The organism is Streptomyces sp. AHA2, from assembly GCF_036857595.1.
Classification (GTDB): Bacteria; Actinomycetota; Actinomycetes; order Streptomycetales; family Streptomycetaceae; genus Streptomyces.
The window spans coordinates 199,657-221,719 of sequence record NZ_JAUQWJ010000001.1 but is presented as its reverse complement, the minus strand read 5'-3'; the positions used below and the strand labels follow the sequence as shown (position 1 = coordinate 221,719).

Sequence of the window (22,063 nt, the reverse complement as noted above, 5' to 3'; positions counted from 1 at the left end):
AGCCGTGCGACCAGGCACGACGAAGGCCTTCTCGGGCGCGGCAAGTATAACGTGGCCGCCGTGGAACGTTTTTCGTCCGCTCAGGGTTCGCGCCCGGTGCGGCGCCCGGCCCGGCGGTCGGGCGGGGACGCGGCCGGGCGCTCGCCGGGCGGAGACCGGCGGCCCCGGGCTGTCGCCTCGTCCAGGAGGCGGCGGAAGGTGGGGCACTCGAGGTGACTGGGCGCGGGGCAGGCCGCGGCATGGCGCAACGAGTCGCGCAGCACGCCGAGTTCACGGATCCTGCGGTCCAGCTCGGCGGCCTTGGCGGTCAGCACCTCCCGGTCGATCCGCGGTCGGCCGTCCGGCGCGAACATCCCGGCGATCTCGTCCAGGGAGAACCCGGCCGTCCTGCCCAGCGCTATCAGGGCCAGCCGCTCCAGTACCGACGGGTCGTACTGGCGGCGCAGCCCCCGGCGGCCGGCCGGGGTGATCAGCCCCTTCTCCTCGTAGAACCGCAGCGTCGAGGCGGGCACGGCGGCGCGGCGCGCCACCTCCGCGATGTCCAGGTGCGTCACTGTCTTGACCTCAAGTCGGCTTGAAGTAGAACGCTGTCATCCCGGTTCCGCCAAGGCAAGCAGAAGGAGACACGACCATGGACGCCTCGCGCAGGGACGACGACGAACAGGCCGCCCGCTGGAACGGGCCGCCCGGTCATGCCTGGGTCGATCTCCGGCAGCTGCTGGACGGGATGTTCCGGCCGATCGAGGAGTTGCTGGTGCGGGCGGTTGCGGAGGAGGGGGCGGCTCGGGTCCTCGACGTCGGTTGCGGCACCGGCGCCGTCACCCGGGCCGTCGCGCGGCGGACCGGGCACTGCGTCGGCGCGGACATCTCCGGGCCGATGATCGCGGCCGCCCGGGAACTCGCCGAACGGGAGGGGGTACCGGCGTCCTTCGTGCACGCCGACGTCCAGGAGCACGCCTTCGAGCCCGGTGTCTTCGACACCGTCGTCTCCCGTTTCGGCGTAATGTTCTTCCCCGATCCCGTCCGGGCGTTCGCCAACCTCCGCACCGCCGTGCGGGACGGGGGCGGGTTGCGGCTGGTGGTGTGGCGGGGGCCCGAGGAGAACCCGTTCATGACGACGGCGGAGCGGGCCGCGGCGCCGTTCGTCCCGGACCTGCCCGCCCGCCTGCCCGGCCGGCCCGGGCAGTTCGCGTTCGCCGAACCGGACCGCGTGCGCGGCATCCTGGAGGAGGGTGGATGGTCCGACGTCGCCCTGCGACCCGTCGACCCGGTCTGCACCCTGCCGGAGGAGGATCTCGTGCGCTACTTCACCCGGCTGGGCCCCCTCGGCACGATCCTGCCGCAGGCGGACGAGCGCACCCGCGCCGCGGTCGTCGAGGCGGTCCGTCCCGCCTTCGAGCCCTTCGTGCAGGGCACCGAGGTCCGCTACACGGCGGCCTGCTGGGAGATCTCCGCGCGGGCCGCCGCGAACGTTTCGTGAGGTCCTCCCCTCTTCTCGGAGCGCAGCCGTCGTGCGCACGGTGAGTCACGATGACGCGGAGACGAGCACCGGTGGTCCGGGGCGGCCGGGAAGGCCACGAGCCGGTGCAGGCCACGGAGCTGTTCCTGCCCTTCCTGCGGGACAGCGGATTCGCCCGTGCGCATCGAGGAGCCGGCCGGCGTCTGCCCGGGACGCCGCGGAGCCGGCCGGCACCGACCTCGTGCTGCGGTGCGCGACGATGCCGGAGATCACCTCCGAGCAGGTGGCGGAGCCGAGTTCGCCAGCGGCCGGCCTCGCCCGGCGTGGTGCGAGGACCACCGGTCCACGGGGGACCGGTCCGCGGGGCCGTCAGTCCACGGGCCAGGTGTGCACGGGGGCGTTCATGTGCATGTAGTCCATGTACGTCCGGGTCATCTGCCGCAGCGCCTCACGCCGGTCGGGGACGCCGGCCTTCTCCAGGTGGTGGACCGTCTCGGTCTGCCAGGTCGCGCCGTTGCGGCCGGTGACGCAGCGCTGCTCGATGATGCCCAGCAGCGGTTCTCGCCACGGGGCGTCCATCCCCGCCAGCTCAAGTCCCCGGTGGGCCAGGGGGAGCAGGCGCCGCAGCACCAGTTCCGTGACCGGCACCTCGCCCACCCCGGGCCAGTACAGGCGGGCGTCGATGCCGTCGCGGGCCGCGGTGTGCAGGTTCTCCTCGGCCACGGCGAACGACATCCGCGTCCACACCGGCCGGTCCTCGTCGACCAGGGCGCGCGTCAGGCCGTAGTAGAAGGCGCCGTTGGCGATGATGTCGGCGACGGTGGGTCCGGCGGGCAGGACCCGGTTCTCGATGCGCAGGTGCGGGCCGCTGTCGGTGACCGCGTAGATGGGCCGGTTCCAGCGGTAGATCGTGCCGTTGTGCAGGGTCAGTTCGCCCAGTTCGGGCACGCGTCCGTTGTCCAGCTCGTGCTGGGGGTCCTCGTCCTCGCACAGCGGCAACAGGGCGGGGAAGTAGCGCACGTTCTCCTCGAAGAGGTCGAAGACGCTGGTGATCCAGCGCTCCCCGAACCACACGCGGGGGCGCACGCCCTGGGCCTTGATCTCCTCGGGGCGGGTGTCGGTGGCCTGCTCGAACAGGGGGATGCGGCTCTCGCGCCACAGCTCCTTGCCGAACAGGTAGGGCGAGTTGGCCGCGAGGGCGATCTGCACCCCCGCGACGGCCTGCGCCGCGTTCCAGTAGTGCGGGAACTCCTTCGGCGCGACCTGGAGGTGGAACTGCGTGCTGGTGCAGGCGGCTTCGGGGGTGATGGTGTCGGCGTAGGTCGCGAGGCGTTCGACCCCGTCGACCTTGATGCGCAGGTCCTCGCCCCGGGCCGCGAAGATCTGCTCGTTGAGCAGCCGGTACCGGGGATCGCCCGAGAGGGCCGCACCGCTCACGTCCTGCTCCCCCAGGGTGGGCAGGATGCCGACCATGATCAGGTGGGCGCCCACGGCGGCGGCACCGTCCTCGGCGTGGTTGAGGGCGTCCCGGATGGCCTGCTCCCAGGCACCCGGGCCGCCGGCCGTCAGCTCCCGCGGCGGGATGTTGATCTCCAGGTTGAAGCGGCCCAGCTCGCTCGACCAGGCCGGGTCGGCGATCGACTGGAGGACGTCGGTGTTGCGCATCGCCGGGAGCCCCTGGTCGTCCACGAGGTTCAGCTCGATCTCCAGCCCGACCTGGGGGCGCTCGCTCTCGAAGCCGGACTCGCGGAGCATCCGCGCCAGCACTTCGAGGTCGGTGTGCATCTTCTCCCGGTACCGACGGCGGTCCTCCCGTGTGAACACCAGGGCCGGCACGTCACGTCCCATCGCCCCTCCTGCCCTCCGGCGGCGGATGCTGTCTGGTCCCAGAGTCGCACCTTGTCCTCTCCCCCGCACCCACCTAGCCTGAGTTTGTGCCGCAAATAAACAAAGCCCGTTCGCACAGCGCCGTGCCGGGCCACGACCACTCCCTCACCCGACTGCGCATCGCCCTCACCGTCTTCTTCGCCCTCGACGGCTTCGTCTTCGCGGGCTGGGTCGTCCGGATCCCCGCGATCAAGGAGCAGACGAACGCCTCCGCCAGCGACCTCGGCCTCGCCCTGCTGGGCGTCTCGGCCGGGGCCGTCGTCACGATGACCCTCACCGGGCGCCTGTGCCGCCGGTACGGCAACCACCGGGTCACCGTCGTCTGCGCGGTCCTGCTCTCCCTCAGCGTCGCCCTGCCCCCGCTGACCCGCTCGGCCCTCGCGCTGGGTCTGGTCCTGCTGCTGTTCGGCGCCGCGTACGGCAGCATCAACGTGGCCTTCAACAGCGCGGCCGTCGACCTGGTGGCCGCCCTGCGGCGGCCGATCATGCCGACCTTCCACGCGGCCTTCAGTCTGGGCGGCATGCTCGGCGCGGGTCTGGGCGGGCTGGTCGCCGGGTTCCTCAGCCCGACACGGCACCTGCTGCTCCTCACGGTCGCCGGCCTGCTGGTGACGGCCGCGGCGGGCCCCGCCCTCCTGCGGCACGAGCCGGCGGTACCGGCCGGGCGCCGGCGGGTCCACGGCAGCGCACCGCGCCGGATGGACGGCCGCACCCGGGCCCTGGTCCTCGTCTTCGGCCTGATCGCCGGCTGCACCGCGTACGGCGAGGGCGCCCTGGCCGACTGGGGCGCCCTGCACCTCGAACAGGACCTGGACGCCTCCTCCGGGGCGGCCGCCCTCGGCTACTCCTGCTTCGCGCTCGCCATGACCGTGGGCCGGCTGACCGGCACCACACTGCTGGAACGGCTGGGGCAGACCCGGACCGTCGTCGCCGGCGGCACCACCGCGGCCGCCGGGATGCTGCTGGGCTCCCTCGCGCCGTCCCTGTGGGCGGCCCTGCTCGGCTACGCGGTCACGGGCATCGGCCTGGCGAACCTCTTCCCGGTCGCGGTGGAGCGCGCGGGCGCGATGGCCGGGGCCGGCGGCGTCGCCACGGCCTCCACCCTGGGCTACGGCGGCATGCTGCTCGGTCCGCCGGCCATCGGCTTCATGGCCGACTGGTTCACCCTGCCGACGGCACTGACCAGCGTCGCGGTGCTGGCGGGGGTGGCGGCGGCGGTCGGTGCGCTGGTGGGGGCGAGGACCCGGCGGCCCGGCGACTGACCCGGGCCGCCGCGGACCGCGGAGGTCGTCACCGCCGTTCGGGTGAACGGCCACTCCCGCCGCGAAGTCCGTCGCGGTCCGGCGGTCGCATCGCGCCGAAGCTGGGTACCCGTGGGCCCGGCCCATGTGATCACCGGGCCGCATGCCATGGACCAGGAGGAAGACCGTGACCGAACAGCAGCACCCCGGCGAGCAGCACCCCAACCCGGAGTTCCCCTCCCAGGACCAGCCGCACCCCGGCTGGACCGGGCCCATGGACCCGCCGCCGGACCACGGTGAGGAGTCCTACCGCGGCAGCGGCAAGCTGGAGGGCCGCAAGGCCGTGATCACCGGCGGTGACTCCGGCATCGGGCGCGCGGTCGCCCTGGCCTTCGCCCGTGAGGGAGCCGACGTGCTCTTCACCCACCTCGACGAGGAGAAGGACGACGCCGCCGAGACGGTCCGGCTCGTCGAGTCGGCCGGACGGCGGGCCGTCGCCGTCTCGTGCGACATCCGCGAGGAGGAGAACTGCCGGGCGCTCATCGACCGCGCCGTGGAGGAGTTCGGGCGGATCGACGTCCTGGTGAACAACGCGGCCTACCAGATGTCCCAGCCCGACGGCATCGAGGCGATCTCCACCGAGCAGTTCGACCGGGTGGTGCGCACCAACCTGTACGGCATGTTCTGGCTGTGCAAGCTGGCCGTACCGCACATGCGGGAGGGCGGCAGCATCATCAACTCCACGTCGGTGCAGGCCTACAAGCCCAGCCCCCACCTGCTGGACTACGCGACCACCAAGGGTGCGATCGTCACCTTCACGCAGGGACTCGCGCAGATGCTGATCGAGCGCGGCATCCGCGTCAACGCCGTCGCGCCGGGGCCGGTGTGGACCCCGCTCATCCCGGCGACCATGCCGGACACGCAGGAGTTCGGCAAGCAGGCGCCGATCGGGCGCCCCGCGCAGCCGGCCGAGATGGCTCCGGCGTACGTCTTCCTGGCCTCGCAGGACGCCTCGTACATCACCGCCGAGATCGTCAACGCGACGGGCGGTACGCCGCTGCCGTAGCGGTACGCCTCCTGCACCTCAGTCGTCCGCCGGCATCCGGGCCGGCACCGCGCGCCGCACGGGAAGCCCCTCCCCGTGCGGCGCGCCCCTTTGCGGTGAGCGAGACCCGCACGCCCCTGGGCTCCTCGGGGCACATCCAGGGCACCCTTTGCACGGGTCGCCGCCATGCGCGGCACGGTGACAGGGAAGCCCGTTTGTTGCATCGGAATTAAATGCGGTTGCATCGCATGCATGCGCATGTAGTGTCTCCCGCATGACCTCTCCGCTCATCTCCCCGGCGTCCGGAGGACGGTGGACTCCCCGGCTCTGGGGCACCCTGCTCGTGCTGTGCGCCGCGATGTTCCTGGACGCCCTCGATGTGTCCATGGTCGGCGTGGCGCTGCCGTCCATCGGCGCCGACCTCGGCCTGTCCACCTCGGCGCTGCAGTGGATCGTCAGCGGCTACATCCTCGGCTACGGCGGTCTGCTGCTCCTCGGCGGCCGCGCGGCCGACCTGCTGGGCCGGCGCCAGGTCTTCCTGGTGGCCCTGGGCGTCTTCGCCCTCGCCTCACTGCTCGGCGGGCTCGTCGACTCCGGGCCGCTGCTCATCGCCAGCCGGTTCGTCAAGGGCCTCAGTGCGGCCTTCACCGCCCCCGCCGGGCTGTCGATCATCACCACGACGTTCCCCGAGGGGCCGCTGCGCAACCGGGCGCTGGCCATCTACACGACCTGCGGCGCCACCGGATACTCGATGGGTCTGGTCTTCTCCGGCCTGCTCACCGAGGCCGGTTGGCGGCTCACCATGCTGCTGCCCGCTCCCATCGCGCTGATCGCCCTGCTCGCCGGCCTGAAGCTGCTGCCGCGCACCGAGCGGGAGCGCGGCCGGGGCGGTTACGACGTCCCCGGCGCCGTGCTCGGCACCGTCTCGATGCTGCTGCTGGTCTTCACCGTGGTGGAGGCCCCCGAGGTGGGCTGGGGTTCGGTCCGTACCGTCGTCTCCTTCGCCGCCGTCGCCGTCCTGCTGGCCGCCTTCGTGACCGTCGAGCGGCGCAGCCCGAGCCCCCTGGTACGGCTCGGCGTGCTCCGCTCGGGGCCCCAGGTGCGCGCTCAGCTGGGGGCGTTGACGTTCGTGGGCAGTTACATCGGCTTCCAGTTCCTGGTCACGCTGTACATGCAGCAGCTGCTCGGCTGGTCCGCGCTGCACACGGCCCTGGCGTTCCTGCCGGCCGGCGCGCTGGTGGCCCTGTCCGCGACGAAGGTCGGAGCCGTCATCGACCGGTTCGGCACGGCCCGGCTGATCGTGGTCGGCTTCGCCCTGATGGTCACCGGCTACGTCCTGTTCCTGCGCATCGACCTCGACCCGGTCTACGCGGCGGTGATCCTGCCGACGATGCTGCTGGTCGGCTCCGGCTTCGCCCTGACCTTCCCGTCCCTCAACGTCCAGGCCACCAACGGCGTCGACGAGCACGAGCAGGGCATGGTCTCGGGGCTGCTCAACACCTCGGTCCAGGTGGGCGGCGCGATCTTCCTGGCCGTGGTGACCGCGGTGGTGACCGCCCACGCACCCGAGCACGGTGACGCCTCGCCGCAGGCCGTCCTCGACAGCTACCGGCCCGGCCTGGTGGTCGTCGCGGTCGTCGCCCTGGCCGGGCTGCTGATCACCCTCACCGGCCTGCGGCCGCGGCGGAACCGGCAGGCCGCCGGAACGTCCGTCGTGGTCGCCAAGTCCACCCCGAGGGAGGCGGAGCGCGTCGCCGTGCGCGACTAGCGCGACCGGGGGGAACGCCTCCGCGGTGTGCCCGGCGGGCTGCCTTGCCCGCCGGGCACACGCCTGTTTGACTCACCGTATGACCACTTACGGGGGACGGCGTACCCAGGCCGAGCGTGACGCGATCACCGTCGAGATCGGCTACGCGCTGTGCAGCGCGGCCTTCGCGGCCGCCGTGGTGTTCGGGGCGGTGGCGGGGCCGGCGCTGCTCTTCGACCTGCCGGACACGGCCGAACTGCTCCTGCTGCGGGGCGGGACGGTGCTCGCTCCGGTGCTGTTCGCCCTGCGGGTGGTCAGTGTGCTGCTCCGGTTCCGGGCGTCGGCTCAACCCAGCCAGCCGGGTCGCACGAGCCCCGACTCGTAGGCGAGGACCACCAGTTGGGCCCGGTCGCGGGCGCCAAGCTTGACCATCGTCCGGCTGACGTGGGTCTTGGCGGTGAGAGGACTGACGACCAGCCGCCGGGCGATCTCCTCGTTGGACAGGCCGATCCCGACCAGCGCCATGACCTCCCGCTCCCGCTCCGTGAGCCTGCCGAGGGCACCGGCCGCGGCGGGCTCCTTGGACCGGGCCGCGAACTCCGCGATCAGCCGCCGCGTCACACCCGGTGACAGCAGGGCGTCGCCCGCCACCACCGCGCGTACGGCGCGCAGCAGTTCGTCCGGCTCGGTGTCCTTCACCAGGAACCCGGAGGCGCCCGAGCGGATCGCCTCGAAGACGTACTCGTCGAGCTCGAAGGTGGTGAGCATGACGATCCTGACGTCCGCCAGTGCCGGGTCACCGGTGATCTCGCGGGTGGCCGCCAGACCGTCCAGCACCGGCATGCGGATGTCCATCAGGACGATGTCGGGCCGCAGTTCCCGGGCCCGGCGCGCGGCCTGCGCGCCGTCGGCCGCCTCCCCGGCCACCTCGATGTCCGGCTGCGCGTCGAGCAACGCCCGGAACCCCGCCCGGACGAGGGACTGGTCGTCGGCGAGCAGTACACGGATCACCGGTCCTCCCGAGGTCGTGGCGCGCCGGGGCTCACGGACCGCTCCCCCGCCGCTCCCGCACCGGGGTCCGGCGTCGTCAGGGGCAGTACGGCGAGCACGCGGAAACCCCCGCCCGGACGGGGCCCCGCCTCGATGGTGCCACCCAGCGCGGCGGCCCGCTCCCGCATCCCGGCCAGCCCGTTGCCGCTGCCACCCGCGTCCGACCCGGTGGCCGGCCCGTCGTCGTCCACCCGCAGCCGCAGGGCCGTCGCGTCGTGCGCCAGGTGCACGCGTGCGTGCCGCGATCCCGAGTGCCGTACGACGTTGGTCAGCGCCTCCTGGACGATCCGGAAGGCGGCCAGGTCCGTGCCGGGCGCGAGCCGGGGCGGCTCCCCCTCGACCTCGACCGTGAGACCCGCGCCCGCGGCCTGGTCCACCAGTTCCGGCAGCCGGTCCAGCCCCGGCGCGGGCGCCCGCGGTGCGTCCCCGGGGGCCCGCAGGGTGTCCAGCACCTGGCGCACCTCACCGAGCGCCTCCTTGCTCTTGGCCCTGATCGTGGTGAGCGCGGTCCGGGCCTGCTCCGGGTCGCTGTCGAGGAGGGCCAGGCCCATCCCCGCCTGCACGTTGATCACCGAGATGCTGTGGGCGAGCACGTCGTGCAGCTCCCGTGCGATCCGCAGCCGCTCCGCGTCGGCCCTGCGCCGCGCGGCCTCGGCCCGCTCGGCCCGCTCCCGTGCCCACTGTTCGCGACGGACCCGCGCCAGCTCCGACACCGCCGCGATCGCCACCACCCACGTGGCGACGACGATCTCCTCGCTCCAGGAGGCGGCGGAATCCCCCGTGGGCGGCAGCCACTCGTACAGCCAGTGCGCCAGCAGGACGTGCCCCGCCCACAGCGTCCCCATCGCGGCCCACGCCGCCCTGCGGTGCCCGGCGACGACGGCGTCGAAGCACGCCACGGCGACCGTCAGGAACACCGGCCCGTACGGGTATCCGGCACCCAGGTAGAGCATCACGGCCGCCGCGGTGCCGAACACCACCGCCACCGGGTGGCGTTTGCGCCACAGCAGCAGCACCCCGGCCCCGAGCAGCAGCAGCCGGGCGTACGGGTCCAGGTCCGCCCGGTCGCCGTGCTGCGCACGGTCGGCGAAGTTCGAACCGGCCAGCACGAAGACGGTCACGACGAGGGTCGACCGCCACGGCCACCGCGGCCCCCGCTCCTCGTGCCGGTCCCACCGGGCGGGCCCGTACCGCCACCACTGCGGCGGACCACCCCGCCCGCGCTGCTGTTCCATACCGGCCACGCTAGCCGCCGGCCACGGCCGCCGGCGTCCGCCGAACGCGGTGATCACCCGTACTCCCCGGGGAGTACGCAGGTGCTCCCGCCGCACAGGACTGCACGCGTCCGCCGTCGTCACGGACGGGTGTACTCGCCCTCGATGCCGCGGACCTGGTCGACGTACCGCCGGCGCGCCATCGACGCGGCGCGCTCCACCTCGCACGACGGCCGGGGCGCGCCGGTTGTCGGGGGGCGGTCGGTGAGGCGCCGGTCCCCCGCTGCGGATGCACCGGGTGGGTCAGGTGGCCTGCCGCAGGCCCGAAGGAGCCCTCGCGGAGGACGGCCCGCCGCGCCGCATCGCCCCCGGCCACCCGGTCTTCGAGATCACTCCGACGCGCCGGCCCCGGCCCCCGCCCCGGCCTCGCCGCCGGCCGCCGGGCGGCGGTCCATCGCGGACAGGGCGCGCTGGGCCAGCGGATGCGTGCGCACGAGTTCGCCCAGCGAGGTCGAGCCCTGCGTGATGTCCCGGAACGCCTTCCAGGCCGGGCGGAAGCCCGTCAGCGCGGCGTGGAACAGCCCGGGGCGGCGTTCGAACACCGTCAGCATCCGCTTGCCGACGCTCATCTCCACTCCGAGCCCGGCCTTGATCGCGAAGGCGTAGTTGAGGGCCTGGCGCCGGGTGTCCACGGCGTCGTGCGCCTCGGCGATCCGCACCGCCCACTCCCCCGCCAGCCGGCCCGAGCGCAGGGCGAAGGAGATGCCCTCGCGGGTCCACGGCTCCAGCAGCCCGGCGGCGTCACCGCACACCAGCACCCGGCCGCGCGACAGGGGTGAGTCGTCGGCCCGGCAGCGGGTCAGGTGGCCGGAGGAGATGCTCGGCTCGAAGCCGGCGAGCCCCAGCCGTCCGATGAACTCCTCCAAGTACCGCTTGGTCGCCGCCCCTTCACCGCGCGCCGAGATGACCCCGACCGTGAGGGTGTCGCCCTTGGGGAAGACCCAGCCGTAACTGCCCGGCATGGGGCCCCAGTCGATGAGGACCCGGCCCTTCCAGTCCTCGGCGACCGTCTCCGGCACCGGGATCTCCGCCTCCAGTCCGAGGTCCACCTGGGCCGGCTTGACGCCCACGTGCGCCCCTATCCGGCTCGCGCTGCCGTCGGCGCCGACGACCGCGTGGGCCAGCAGGACCTCGCCGCCCTGCAGGACGACGGCGACCGTGCGCCGGTCCGGGACGGCCGTGCCGTGCTGCTCCACCCGCTGGACGGTGACCCCCGTACGCAGCTCCGCGCCCGCCTTCTGGGCGTGCTCGACGAGCTGCTGGTCGAACTCGGGCCGGTTGATCAGCCCGAACAGCATGCGCTTGGAGCGGCGGGTGCGGGTGAAGCGGCCGTTGTGGGAGAAGGTCACCGCGTGGACCCGGTCCCGCAACGGCAGCTCGAAGCCGGGCGGCAGGGCGTCGCGCGAGGGGCCGATGATGCCGCCGCCGCAGGTCTTGTACCGCGGCAGCTCGGCCTTCTCCAGCAACAGCACGCGTCTGCCGGCCACCGCCGCCGCGTACGCGGCCGAAGCGCCCGCGGGTCCCGCGCCCACCACGACGACGTCCCACACCTGCTGCACGTCGTCCGCCGAAGAGTTCTCGCTGCTCACGATGGTCTACTGCTCCCGATCAAGCCGCCTGCCGCTGTCTCCCGCATCCTACGGCGGCGGTCACCGCAGGCCGCTGTGGGAGGATCGGCGCTGTGGGTGCCCCTTACACGGGGAGCGCCCGCACCGCACGATCACCGCGTACCGAGTCGTACGCACCCGTACAACGTCGCACCCACGAGGAGCGTGCCCATGTCGTCGAATCCGGTCGCCGAGACCGTCGCCTCTCTGATGCCCAGGGCGAAGGAGGAGCTCGCCGAGCTGGTGGCCTTCCGGTCGGTGGCGGACTTCGACCAGTTCCCGCGCAGCGAGAGCGAGGGCGCCGCCCGCTGGGTCGCCGACGCGCTGACCGCCGAGGGCTTCCAGGACGTGGCCCTGCTCGACACCCCCGACGGCACGCAGTCGGTCTACGGCTACCTGCCCGGCCCGGAGGGCGCCAGGACCGTCCTGCTCTACGCCCACTACGACGTGCAGCCCCCGCTGGACGAGGCGGCCTGGACGACGCCGCCGTTCGAGCTGACCGAGCGCGACGGGCGCTGGTACGGACGCGGCGCCGCCGACTGCAAGGGCGGCGTGATCATGCACCTGCTGGCCCTGCGTGCGCTGAGGGCCAACGGCGGCGTCCCCGTCCACGTGAAGGTGATCGCCGAGGGGTCCGAGGAGATGGGCACGGGCGGTCTGGAGCGCTACGCCGAGCAGCACCCGGAGCTGCTGGAGGCGGACACCGTCGTCATCGGCGACGCCGGCAACTTCCGGGCCGGTCTGCCGACCGTGACCACGACGCTGCGCGGCATGACCATGGTCCGGGTGCGGATCGACACGCTCGCCGGCAACCTGCACTCGGGCCAGTTCGGCGGGGCCGCGCCCGACGCGCTGGCCGCCCTCATCCGGGTGCTGGACTCGCTGCGCGCCGAAGACGGTTCGACGACCGTCGAGGGGCTCGCCCCGGGCGCGGCCTGGGAGGGTCTGGAGTACGCGGAGGAGCAGTTCCGGCAGGACGCCAAGGTGCTGGACGGTGTGGAGCTGATCGGGTCCGGGACGGTCGCCGACCGCATCTGGGCGCGTCCGGCCGTCACGGTCATCGGCATCGACTGCCCGCCGGTCGTCGGGGCCACCCCGTCCGTGCAGGCCGGCGCCCGTGCGCTGATCAGTCTGCGCGTGCCGCCGGGGATGGACGCGGGCGAGGCGACCAAGCTGCTCCAGGCGCACCTGGAGGCGCACACGCCGTGGGGGGCGCGGGTGAGCACCGAGCAGATCGGTGAGGGACAGCCGTTCCGTGCCGACACCGCGAGCCCCGCGTACCAGGCGATGGCGGCGGCGATGGCGGTCGCCTACCCGGGCCAGGAGATGCAGTACGCGGGGCAGGGCGGGTCCATCCCGCTGTGCAACACGCTGGCCGGGCTGTACCCGCGGGCGGAGATCCTGCTCATCGGGCTGAGCGAGCCGGAGGCTCAGATCCACGCGGTGAACGAGAGCGTGTCCCCCGACGAGTTGCAGCGGCTGTCGGTGGCGGAGGCGCTGTTCCTGCGCAACTACGCGGCGAGCTGACCCCTCTGCTCACGGCAGAAGGCCCCCGTCCGCGGACGGGGGCCTTCCTTTCGGCCACCGCACGGGCATGCCGGCCGCTCACCCGGCCGGAGGCCGCGGCTCCCTGGCCTCGCCGACGCGAGAGCCCCTCCCCGCACACCCGGCACCTGTACGCCGATGCGCAAGGAGGGCCCCGCACGCCATCCCTGACGGCCCCTCAGGTCAGCACTCGCCGCGCCAGACCGCCTTGGTGAACACCACACCCGAGGTGAAGTCCCACTTGTAGTCGCCGGGACCGGGGTTGTAGTGCAGGCAGTCCTCGTAGGTGCCGCCGTTGTAGGTCCAGGTGAGCTGGATGTGGTCCTCACCGGGGAACTCGACACCGTTGTTGAAGACGGACCTGCCGCTGACGCTGCCCGACCAGTTCCCCTCGGATTTCACCAGCAGTTGGCCGGTCTGCCCCTCACCGGCGTATATGCAGAAGTAACCCTTCTCGCAACCCGGCGGATTCGGTTCCGCCGACGCCGAGGGCGAGGCGGCCAACACCGCGGTGAAGGCGACGGAAACACTCAGTGCCGCGAAAACGTGGTGACGCATCCGAATACCTCCTGCTCGATTTTTCGCTGCGCCGCGTACCGTAGCAACGGAATCGCTGCGGACGATGTTGTTCCGGACCGGCGAAAGCCCGGCAGGACAGGGCCCGATCACGCCGGGAGTTCGGACGAGCCGGCGCGGCGATCACCTGGAGCGGGCGCTTCCGGGGTCTGTTTCGCGCCTTGTTGAACCCGGACGTCCGCGCCTCGTTCCGCATTTCCCTTCGCGTCACCTGCGCCAGGTGATCAGGACCGCTGCGAACAATGGCCAGTTGTCAGCCCATCCATTTCCGAGAACGTTGCCGCCAGAAATATCTCGGTCAGGATGTGATCTCTTGTCCGTGCTCCGCGGGACGATGACCTGCGCAGCGTTGCCACAGGGGGAAACATGCCCATCCCGCCCAATTCGGCGTTATCGCCGGTGCCACGCCCGAGGCGTCCGCGCGGCCGCGTCCGGGCCGGACTCTCGATCGTCGCCGTGGTGGCCACGATGACCCTGGCCGGTGGCACGGCCCCGTCGGTGGCGGCACCCGCCGCGCCGCCACCGGACGGCTCCTCGTCCCACTGGGGCCCGTCCACGCCGGCGAAGATGCCACCCGTGCGCGTCGGGGTCACCAGACCGCCGCGCTCCTCGGCCTCCGCCGCGCCCTCCGCGGCGGAACGCGCCTGGCAGCAACGGGAGAAGGACCGGCTGGCCGGTGAACGGCCAGCGCCCCGGCAGTCCGGGGGAGCGGGTGTCCAGCGGTTCGTGCCCCAGGGACAGGGCGCCGTGCCGTGGCATCAGATCAGCGACTTCCGCATCACCGACGCGCTGGTCGGCCGCATCGACTACTCCACCGGCAACCTCATGCTGGCCGCCACCGACTTCGACATCGCCGGTGTCGGCCAGAGCGTCCAGCTCACCCGTACGTACAACTCCCTCGAGGCCCCGTACGGCCAGGTCGGCGCCCAGTGGTGGTTCGGTCACGAGCGCAGGCTCGATCTCTCCTTCAGCGACCAGGTGTTCCACTACGACGACACCGGCGCGACGGTCGAGTACCGCAAGAACTCCGACGGCTCCTTCGTGACCCCGGCCGGATACTCGAAGGACCTGCGCCGCAACGCGGACGGGACGTACACGCTGACGGATCGTTCGTCGGGCACGTCGGACACCTACGACGTCGACGGCGAGCTGACCAAGGTCACCGACCGCAACAACGGTGCCCTCACCCTCGCCCGGCACCGCGACTCCGCCGGCAACGCCACCGGCTTCAAGGTCACCGAGACGCGCTCCGGCCGGTGGGTCGACCTCACGCGCGCCGGCGACACCAAGTGGCAGGCCAGGGACAGTGCCGGACGCACGACGTCCTACGAACTCGACGCCACGTCGCACAGGCTGGTACGGACCGTGGACTCCGAGGGCGAGGCGACGACCTTCGGCTACGACACCGACGGCCGGCTGGTGAAGGTGACCACGCCCGAGCAGCGCTCCTCCGTCTTCACCTACGACGCGAGGGACCGCGTCACCTCGCTGCGCCGCTACTCCGAGACCGGCGGCGGCTCCGGGCCCACCTACCGGTACTCCTACACCGGTGCCACCCCCCACGAGGCGGGTGTCACGACGGTCACCGACCCCCTGGGGCACACCAGCGAGTACCACCACAACGCCGACGGCGAGGTGACCAGAACCGTCGACGGGCTGAAGCACGAGCGGTCCAGGACCTACAAGGACCACCTGGTGCAGACGGCCACCGACGCGATGGGGACCGGCAACGGCGGCCCGGGCGGCAACGTGACCGTCTACGGGTGGGACGCGCGCAACAACCCCACCTCCGCCGAGCTGCCCACCGGTGCGACGGCCAGCGTCGGCTGGCAGACGATCGTGGGCGCCGACGTCCCCTCCACGCACACCACCGCCGACGGTGAGAAGACGGACTACACGTACGACTCCGCGGGCAACACCCGGACCGTCACCACTACCGGCACCGGCGGCGGCACCCGCACGTTCACCTACAACGAGGCCACGCCCACCTGCGGGGGTTTCCAGGGACAGCCCTGCTCCGCCGACGACGCCAACGGCAAGAGGACCACCTTCCGCTACGACGGCCAGGGCAACCTCGTCACCGCGACCCCACCCGCTCCGCAGGCACCCACCACCTTCACCTACGACGCCCTGGGACGCACCGCGACCACCACCGACGGACGCGGTGTCAAGGCCGTGTACGCCTACGACGCACGCGACCGGGTCACCCGGGTCACCACCCCGCAGACGACGGTGACCTACACCTACGACGGGGACGGCAACCTCACGTCCCGCACCGACCCCAGCGGCACGCAGACCTACCGCTTCGACGCGCTCAGCCGCGAGACGATCCGCACCCTGCAGGACGGTTCACAGACCGTGCTGGCCTACACCGCCGACGGCAACGTCGACACCTACACCGACCCGGGCGGTGCCACCGACTACGAGTGGGACGCGGCCAACCGGCTCACCTGGCTCACCGGGCCGACCGGCAAGAGGACGACGTACGAGTACAACAACAACGACGTGCGCACCCGGACCGCCTACCCGGGCGGCACCGTGCAGTCCGTCACCGTCGACGACTCCGGACGGCCCGAGAAGATCCAGGTCATCGCCCCGTCCGGCCGCATCACCTCGAGCCTGTCCTACGCCTACGGTTACACAGCCGGTGCCGAGTCGCTGGACGGCGTCAAGATCCGCTCGCGCACCGACGACCTCACGCGGGCCCGAACGACCTACGCCTACGACTCCGCGGGCCGCCTGTCGCTGGCCGAGGAGGTCGAGGCGTCGGGCCGCAAGTGGTCCTGGCAGTACTGCCACGACCCGGCCGGGAACCTCACCTCCCAGGGGACCAGGCCCGGTTGCCCCGGAACCACGGCCTACACCTACGACGACGCGTCGCAGCTCATCGCTCGCAACGGCATCACCACCGGCTGGTCCTACGACAAGGCCGGCAACGAGACCGCGGGGGCCGCGACCCCGGACACCGCCCGCACAGCGGAGCAGTACACCGACCACAGCCAGCTGAAGTCGCTGACCGTGCAGGGCACCACGTACGGGGCGCAGTACGCCAGTACGGACAGCAGCGAGCGCATCCGCCTGGGCGGCACCGTCTTCCACAACGGCCCCCTGGGCCTGTCCGGGCAGACGACCGCGGGCGCGGACACCGAGTTCGTCCGTGAGCCGGGCGGGACGCTCAACTCCCTGGTCACCGCCGGGCGCAGCTACTTCTACCTCACCGACGCCCTCGGTTCCGTCACCGGCGTGGTCGACGAGGCGGGCAAGCAGGTGAACACCTACCGGTACACGCCCTCGGGTCTCCCCCGCACCGGCACCACCCAGTCGGTGCCGCAGCCCTTCCGGTTCGCCGGCGGCTACCAGGACCCCACGGGCCTGTACCACCTCGGTGCCCGCTACTACGACCCGCAGATCGGCCGGTTCACCCAGCCCGACCCCTCCGGTCAGGAGAGGAACCCCTACCTCTACGCCGAGGGGGACCCCCTCAACCGCATCGACCCCACCGGCACGGTCGCCGCCGAGATCGGCGGGGAAGCGTGCTTCATCCTGTGCGTGGGCGGCGGCGTCGTGCTCGACGACAACCAGAACGCGCGCCCCTACGTCAACTTCGGCTGGGGCAGCCCGGGTGCGGAGTTCACCATGGGGGCCAACACCGGCAACGTTCAGAGCGGCCAGTGGTCGACCAACCTCGAATGCGGGGTGGGCTCGGCGAACGTCACCGTGTCCGACGGCGGCGACTGGGGCGTGGCGACCGGAGGCTCCACCGGTATGTGCTCCCTGTCACGGCAGTACACGTTCTGACCTGCCGGATACCCGAGCCCGGCGCAGACCGCCCGGCCGTCGTGCGGGTACGAGCCCGCCACCCGCACGACGGCCCGGGCCGCGCCGCGGCCCCGACGGGGTCTCGCGCTGCGTCAGGAGCTCATGAGACCTGCTGGACGATCATCCAGGCCACGACGGCCAGGAACGCCACGCCGGTCACACGCATCAGCAGATAGCCCTTGGCCGAGGGCTCCGTCGCGTCGTAGTCCTTGACGAACGGTTTCTGGAGCGGCCGGTTGACTTTCCACAGCAGGTCCGGACGGACCACCTGGACGAGTCCCATGACCGCCATGACGCACAGGATCACGATGATCACACCGCACCTCCCACTCCCCGCGAGGCCCGTCCGCCCGTACGGACGGACGGGCACGCCTCCCCTTGCACGCTTCGCCTCGCGTCTGCCCCCGGATCGGAGCCGTATGTCGGCTCGGCGGGTCCCCTGGCGAGCAATGCCTGACCGGGGACGCCGACGCCGAACCCGTAAATTCCCGCAGGGGACGGGTAGTTGGCTCCGGTGGGGGGCGCGCTCGGAGCCGGCGGGCGCTGACCGACCGGCACTAGCCGACCGGCACCCCGGCCTCCAGGTAGAACGCCGCTCCCCGTTCCCGGGCCCGCAGGGCCCACCGCAGCCGCTCGAAGCGCACGGGCGGCAGCAGGCCGGCGGCCTCCTCCTCGGTGACGAAGCGCCAGTCGCGCAGCTCCGGGCCGGGCAGCAGCAGCCGGGCGGCGTCGGCGGAGTCGAGGAGACCGCCGTCGAACAGCAGCCGCAGACCGCCGTATCCGGGCGGCTTCGGGCGTTCCCAGTCGACGACGAGCAGGCTGGGCGCCTGGTCGAGGCGGATGCCGGTCTCCTCGGTCACCTCCCGCATCCCGGCGCGTGCCGGGGCTTCGCCGGGTTCCACCACCCCGCCGGGGAACTCCCAGCCGGCCTTGTAGGTGGGGTCGACGAGCAGCACGCGGTCGCGCTCGTCGAAGAGGAGGACACCGGCGGCGAGGGTCTCGGCGGTGGGCTCGGGCGTCTGCACGATGTCGCACAGCGGCGCCGCACCGCTGGTGACCGCCTCCGCTATCCGGGCGGCGGCCTGTCGTGGAGTGAGGTGGCTGGTGTCGACCGGGTGGGCGTCGGCGGTGAGCCAGGAGGCGAGGGCGGCCCGATAGGGCTCGATGCGGTCGAAGGACCACTGGCGTAGGCGCTCCTCGCCGTCGGGCGGGCCCGGGGGGACTTCGCGCCCGGTTATCCGCTCGCGCAGTATCGTTTCGGCCGGGGCGAGCAGGATGTGGCTGACGGCGATCCTGCGGGCGGCCAGACCGCCGAAGATCTCGTCCCGGTACTCCTGGCGCAGCAGGGTCATGGGGACCACCAGTGTCCCGCCGAGCTCGGCGAGCATCGCGGCCGCCGTGTCGATCACGAGCCGCCGCCAGATCGGCAGGTCCTGGAAGTCGCCCACCTCGGCGAGGCGTTTGGGCGGCAGCAGGTGCCGCAGCGCTCCGCCGATGACCTCGGGGTCGAAGAGCGTGCTGTTCGGGATCAGTTCGATCAGTTCCTGTGCGGTGGTCGTCTTCCCCGCACCGAACGCGCCGTTGATCCAGACGACGGTCACAGGTCCCCCTCTTCTGTTGGCCCCCTGAGGCTTGCCCGCTCCACCCTGCCACGGAAACCAGCCCCAGTTGAGGGCGCACGACGACGGCGCCGGCGCCCCGCGGTGCGGGGGCGCCGGCGCCGTGGGCCGGAGGGCGGCTCGTCAGCCCTTCTTGTTCGCCTGGTTACCGTCCTCGCGGTCCAGGGACAGGCTGTCCTTGGCGACGACGGTGTCGTCGAGGGTCTTGAGGGCCTTGTCCACGTTCAGGTTTCCGAGGCCGTCCCCGAGCGCGTGCGACGGGGTGACCGCCGCGACGACGAAGCCGGTGGCGAGGGAGGCGATGGCGAGCATGCTGCGCTTCTTCATGCCCGGAACAACGCCCCGACCCGCTGCGGGGTCACGCAGTCGCCGCGACCGGGGGATCCGACGGGGGTGTGACGGTCAGTCACCGTCCCAGGCGTCCGGTCCGCCGCCGCGCCACTCGATCAGCCCCGACGCCGCGACGTACGCCTCGTCGGCGTCCTCGATGCCGGCCCGGCGGAGGAACTCGGCGACGTCCAGCAGCCCGTAGGCGATCCCCAGGAACTGGTCGTCCACGCGTACCCGCCTGCCGTTGTCCGCGGCGGGCGGGTAGACCACGACGGGTTTCGCGGAAGCCATGCCACCAGGTTCGGCGGGGACGGCGCCCGGCGCCTTCCGGAGGGGGCCGTTCGACCGAACCCGCGCAGACCGGCCAGGTTGCGCGGCGGCCCGGCGCGCCCGGCGGCCGGAGCCGCCGGGCCCGCCGCGGCGCCTCAGGCGCCCACGTACGCCGCGAGGTGCTGCCCGGTCAGGGTGGAGCGGGCCTCGACCAGGTCGGCCGGGGTGCCCTCGAAGACGATCCGGCCGCCGTCGTGACCGGCCCCGGGACCCAGGTCGATGATCCAGTCGGCGTGGGCCATCACGGCCTGGTGGTGCTCGATGACGATGACCGACTTGCCGGAGTCGACCAGCCGGTCGAGCAGGCCGAGCAGTTGCTCCACGTCCGCGAGGTGCAGGCCGGTGGTCGGCTCGTCCAGGACGTAGACGCCGCCCTTGTCGGCCATGTGCGTGGCCAGCTTCAGCCGCTGCCGCTCGCCGCCCGAGAGCGTGGTGAGCGGCTGGCCGAGGGTGAGGTAGCCGAGCCCGACGTCGGCGAGCCGCTCCAGGATCCGGTGCGCGGCCGGGGTGCGGGCCTCTCCGGCGGAGAAGAACTCCTCGGCCTCGGACACCGGCATCGCCAGCACCTCGCTGATGTCCCGGCCACCGAGGCGGTACTCCAGCACGGACGGCTGGAACCGCTTGCCCTCGCAGTCCTCGCACGGTGTGTCGACGCCGGCCATCATCCCCAGGTCGACGTAGATGACCCCGGCTCCGTTGCAGGTGGGGCAGGCGCCCTCGGAGTTGGCGCTGAACAGGGCCGGCTTCACACCGTTGGCCTTGGCGAACGCCTTGCGGATGGGGTCGAGCAGTCCGGTGTACGTGGCGGGGTTGCTGCGCCGGGAGCCCTTGATCGGGCTCTGGTCGACGGCGATCACACCGGCGTCGGCGGGCAGCGACCCGTGCAGGAGGGAACTCTTGCCGGAGCCGGCGACACCCGTGACGACCGTGAGGACGCCCAGCGGGACGTCGACGTCGACGTCCTGCAGGTTGTTGGCGGAGGCTCCCCTGATCTCCAGGGCGCCGGTGGGTTTGCGGACGCTCTCCTTGATCCTGGCCCGGTCGTCGAGGTGCCGACCGGTGACGGTGTCGGCGGAGCGCAGGCCCTCGACCGTGCCCTCGAAGCAGACGGTGCCTCCGGCCGTGCCGGCGCCGGGGCCGAGGTCCACGACGTGGTCGGCGACCTGGATGGCCTCCGGCTTGTGCTCCACGACGAGCACCGTGTTGCCCTTGTCGCGCAGCCGCAGCAGCAGGTCGTTCATGCGCTGGATGTCGTGCGGGTGCAGGCCGACGGTGGGCTCGTCGAAGACGTAGGTGACGTCGGTGAGCGAGGAACCCAGGTGCCGGATCATCTTGACCCGCTGGGCCTCGCCGCCGGAGAGGGTGCCCGCGGGACGGTCGAGCGCGAGGTAGCCGAGGCCGATCTCCACGAACGAGTCGAGCGTCCCCTGCAGCGCGGTGAGCAGCGGCGCCACCGACGGCTCGGTCAGTCGCCGCACCCACTCGGCCAGGTCCCTGATCTCCATGGCGCAGGCGTCGGCGATGGAGATCTCGCCGATCCTCGAGTTCCGGGCGGCCTCGCTGAGCCGGGTGCCGTCGCACTCGGGGCAGGTGGTGAAGGTGACCGCCCGTTCCACGAAGGCCCGGATGTGCGGCTGCATCGCCTCCTTGTCCTTGGCCAGGAACGACTTCTGGATCTTGGGGATCAGGCCCTCGTAGGTGAGGTTGACGCCGTTGACCTTGACCTTGGTCGGCTCGCCGTAGAGGAAGGCCTGCATCTCCTTCTTGGTGAACCGCCGGATCGGCTTGTCCGGGTCGAGGAAGCCGGACTGGGCGTACAGGCCGACGGTCCAGACGTTGTCCGACTTCCATCCGGGGATGGTGAAGGCGCCCTCGGAGATCGACTTCGAGTCGTCGTAGAGCTGGGTCAGGTCGATGTCGGAGACCTTGCCGCGGCCCTCGCAGCGGGTGCACATGCCACCGGTGCGCGAGAAGGTCGCCTTGACCGTCTTCGTCTTCTCCGCGCCCCGGTCGACGCGGATGCCGCCGGACGCGCTGACGGAGGCGGTGTTGAACGAGTACGCGCTCGGTGGGCCGATGTGCGGCTCGGCGAGGCGGCTGAAGAGGATGCGCAGCATGGCGTTGGCGTCGGTGGCCGTGCCGACGGTGGAGCGGGGATCGCCGCCCATGCGCTGCTGGTCGACGGCGATGGCGGTGGTCAGCCCGTCGAGCACGTCGACCTCGGGGCGCGCCCGGTTGGGCATGAAGCCCTGCAGGAAGGCGCTGTAGGTCTCGTTGATCAGCCGCTGCGACTCGGCCGCGATCGTGTCGAACACCAGCGAGCTCTTGCCCGATCCCGAGACACCGGTGAAGACCGTCAGCCGGCGCTTGGGGATCTCGATGCTGACGTCCTTGAGGTTGTTCTCGCGTGCGCCGTGCACGCGGATCACGTCATGGCTGTCGGCGACGTGCGGCTCGGGCGGCTGTCCGTCCGCCGTCCTGGCCTTGCTCATGGTGTCTCCATCTGTCGGGCGGGCCTGCCCCGCTCGGACGAT

The 22,063-nt window shown here is 72.3% G+C and carries 18 protein-coding genes; 7 read left to right on the top strand and 11 right to left on the bottom strand.

Annotated features, from left to right (window positions below; translation table 11 throughout):
- Positions 1 to 80: 80 nt before the first annotated feature.
- Positions 81 to 554 (bottom strand): helix-turn-helix domain-containing protein, encoded by a 474-nt coding sequence (locus Q5694_RS01060; RefSeq protein ID WP_333930024.1) that lies wholly within the window; start codon positions 552 to 554, stop codon positions 81 to 83.
- 77 nt (positions 555 to 631) lie between these two features.
- On the opposite strand from Q5694_RS01060, the gene Q5694_RS01055 reads away from it, so the two are divergent.
- Positions 632 to 1,480, top strand: coding sequence for a class I SAM-dependent methyltransferase (locus tag Q5694_RS01055; protein ID WP_333930023.1), 849 nt, complete (start codon positions 632 to 634; stop codon positions 1,478 to 1,480).
- Between the two features lie 348 nt (positions 1,481 to 1,828).
- Here the strand turns inward: Q5694_RS01055 and Q5694_RS01050 are convergent, their stop codons facing one another.
- Positions 1,829 to 3,307, bottom strand: coding sequence for a glutamate--cysteine ligase (locus Q5694_RS01050; protein ID WP_333930022.1), 1,479 nt, complete (start codon positions 3,305 to 3,307; stop codon positions 1,829 to 1,831).
- Between the two features lie 122 nt (positions 3,308 to 3,429).
- On the opposite strand from Q5694_RS01050, the gene Q5694_RS01045 reads away from it, so the two are divergent.
- From Q5694_RS01045 to Q5694_RS01030, 4 genes are all read left to right on the top strand, one after another.
- On the top strand, positions 3,430 to 4,608 hold the full coding sequence (locus Q5694_RS01045; RefSeq protein WP_333930547.1) for an MFS transporter: 1,179 nt from the start codon (positions 3,430 to 3,432) through the stop codon (positions 4,606 to 4,608).
- A gap of 166 nt (positions 4,609 to 4,774) precedes the next feature.
- The gene (locus Q5694_RS01040) at positions 4,775 to 5,653 is read left to right on the top strand and encodes an SDR family oxidoreductase (protein ID WP_333930021.1); all 879 of its coding nucleotides are present in this window, start codon (positions 4,775 to 4,777) and stop codon (positions 5,651 to 5,653) included.
- A 253-nt stretch (positions 5,654 to 5,906) separates the two neighbouring features.
- Positions 5,907 to 7,400 carry an MFS transporter gene (locus Q5694_RS01035; protein ID WP_333930020.1) on the top strand — a complete coding sequence of 498 codons (1,494 nt, stop codon included), beginning with the start codon at positions 5,907 to 5,909 and terminating at the stop codon, positions 7,398 to 7,400.
- 79 nt (positions 7,401 to 7,479) lie between these two features.
- Positions 7,480 to 7,764 carry a DUF6332 family protein gene (locus Q5694_RS01030; protein ID WP_333930019.1) on the top strand — a complete coding sequence of 95 codons (285 nt, stop codon included), beginning with the start codon at positions 7,480 to 7,482 and terminating at the stop codon, positions 7,762 to 7,764.
- Here Q5694_RS01030 and Q5694_RS01025 read toward each other — a convergent pair.
- The 3 genes from Q5694_RS01025 to Q5694_RS01015 form a co-directional block, all read right to left on the bottom strand.
- The gene (locus Q5694_RS01025; protein ID WP_333930018.1) at positions 7,725 to 8,390 is read right to left on the bottom strand and encodes a response regulator transcription factor; all 666 of its coding nucleotides are present in this window, start codon (positions 8,388 to 8,390) and stop codon (positions 7,725 to 7,727) included. The two genes, Q5694_RS01030 and Q5694_RS01025, sit on opposite strands and share 40 nt — an antisense overlap.
- Positions 8,387 to 9,664 carry a sensor histidine kinase gene (locus Q5694_RS01020; protein ID WP_333930017.1) on the bottom strand — a complete coding sequence of 426 codons (1,278 nt, stop codon included), beginning with the start codon at positions 9,662 to 9,664 and terminating at the stop codon, positions 8,387 to 8,389. Before Q5694_RS01020 ends, Q5694_RS01025 begins: the two co-directional genes overlap by 4 nt.
- Positions 9,665 to 10,032: 368 nt before the next feature.
- A complete protein-coding gene (locus Q5694_RS01015; RefSeq protein WP_333930016.1) occupies positions 10,033 to 11,292 on the bottom strand; it encodes a geranylgeranyl reductase family protein in 1,260 nt (419 codons plus the stop codon).
- 189 nt (positions 11,293 to 11,481) lie between these two features.
- Here Q5694_RS01015 and Q5694_RS01010 point away from each other — a divergent pair, with 189 nt between their 5' ends.
- Complete coding sequence (locus Q5694_RS01010; RefSeq protein WP_333930015.1) at positions 11,482 to 12,837, top strand: dipeptidase; 1,356 nt, start codon at positions 11,482 to 11,484, stop codon at positions 12,835 to 12,837.
- Positions 12,838 to 13,038: 201 nt separating this feature from the next.
- On the opposite strand, the gene Q5694_RS01005 is transcribed toward Q5694_RS01010, so the two are convergent.
- Positions 13,039 to 13,413: a peptidase inhibitor family I36 protein gene (locus Q5694_RS01005; RefSeq protein ID WP_333930014.1), complete on the bottom strand. Its 375-nt coding sequence runs from the start codon at positions 13,411 to 13,413 to the stop codon at positions 13,039 to 13,041.
- Positions 13,414 to 13,899: 486 nt separating this feature from the next.
- Between Q5694_RS01005 and Q5694_RS01000 the strand changes: the two genes are divergently transcribed.
- The gene (locus Q5694_RS01000; RefSeq protein ID WP_333930546.1) at positions 13,900 to 17,229 is read left to right on the top strand and encodes an RHS repeat-associated core domain-containing protein; all 3,330 of its coding nucleotides are present in this window, start codon (positions 13,900 to 13,902) and stop codon (positions 17,227 to 17,229) included.
- Between the two features lie 121 nt (positions 17,230 to 17,350).
- Here the strand turns inward: Q5694_RS01000 and Q5694_RS00995 are convergent, their stop codons facing one another.
- The 5 genes from Q5694_RS00995 to Q5694_RS00975 form a co-directional block, all read right to left on the bottom strand.
- Positions 17,351 to 17,566, bottom strand: a complete 216-nt coding sequence (locus Q5694_RS00995) for a DUF6199 family natural product biosynthesis protein (RefSeq protein WP_333930013.1) — start codon at positions 17,564 to 17,566, stop codon at positions 17,351 to 17,353.
- A gap of 241 nt (positions 17,567 to 17,807) precedes the next feature.
- Positions 17,808 to 18,851, bottom strand: a complete 1,044-nt coding sequence (locus Q5694_RS00990) for an NUDIX hydrolase (protein ID WP_333930012.1) — start codon at positions 18,849 to 18,851, stop codon at positions 17,808 to 17,810.
- Between the two features lie 141 nt (positions 18,852 to 18,992).
- Complete coding sequence (locus Q5694_RS00985; protein WP_333930011.1) at positions 18,993 to 19,196, bottom strand: hypothetical protein; 204 nt, start codon at positions 19,194 to 19,196, stop codon at positions 18,993 to 18,995.
- Positions 19,197 to 19,271: 75 nt separating this feature from the next.
- Positions 19,272 to 19,490 carry a hypothetical protein gene (locus Q5694_RS00980; RefSeq protein ID WP_333930010.1) on the bottom strand — a complete coding sequence of 73 codons (219 nt, stop codon included), beginning with the start codon at positions 19,488 to 19,490 and terminating at the stop codon, positions 19,272 to 19,274.
- Positions 19,491 to 19,624: 134 nt separating this feature from the next.
- A complete protein-coding gene (locus Q5694_RS00975; RefSeq protein WP_333930009.1) occupies positions 19,625 to 22,021 on the bottom strand; it encodes an excinuclease ABC subunit UvrA in 2,397 nt (798 codons plus the stop codon).
- Positions 22,022 to 22,063: the final 42 nt, after the last annotated feature.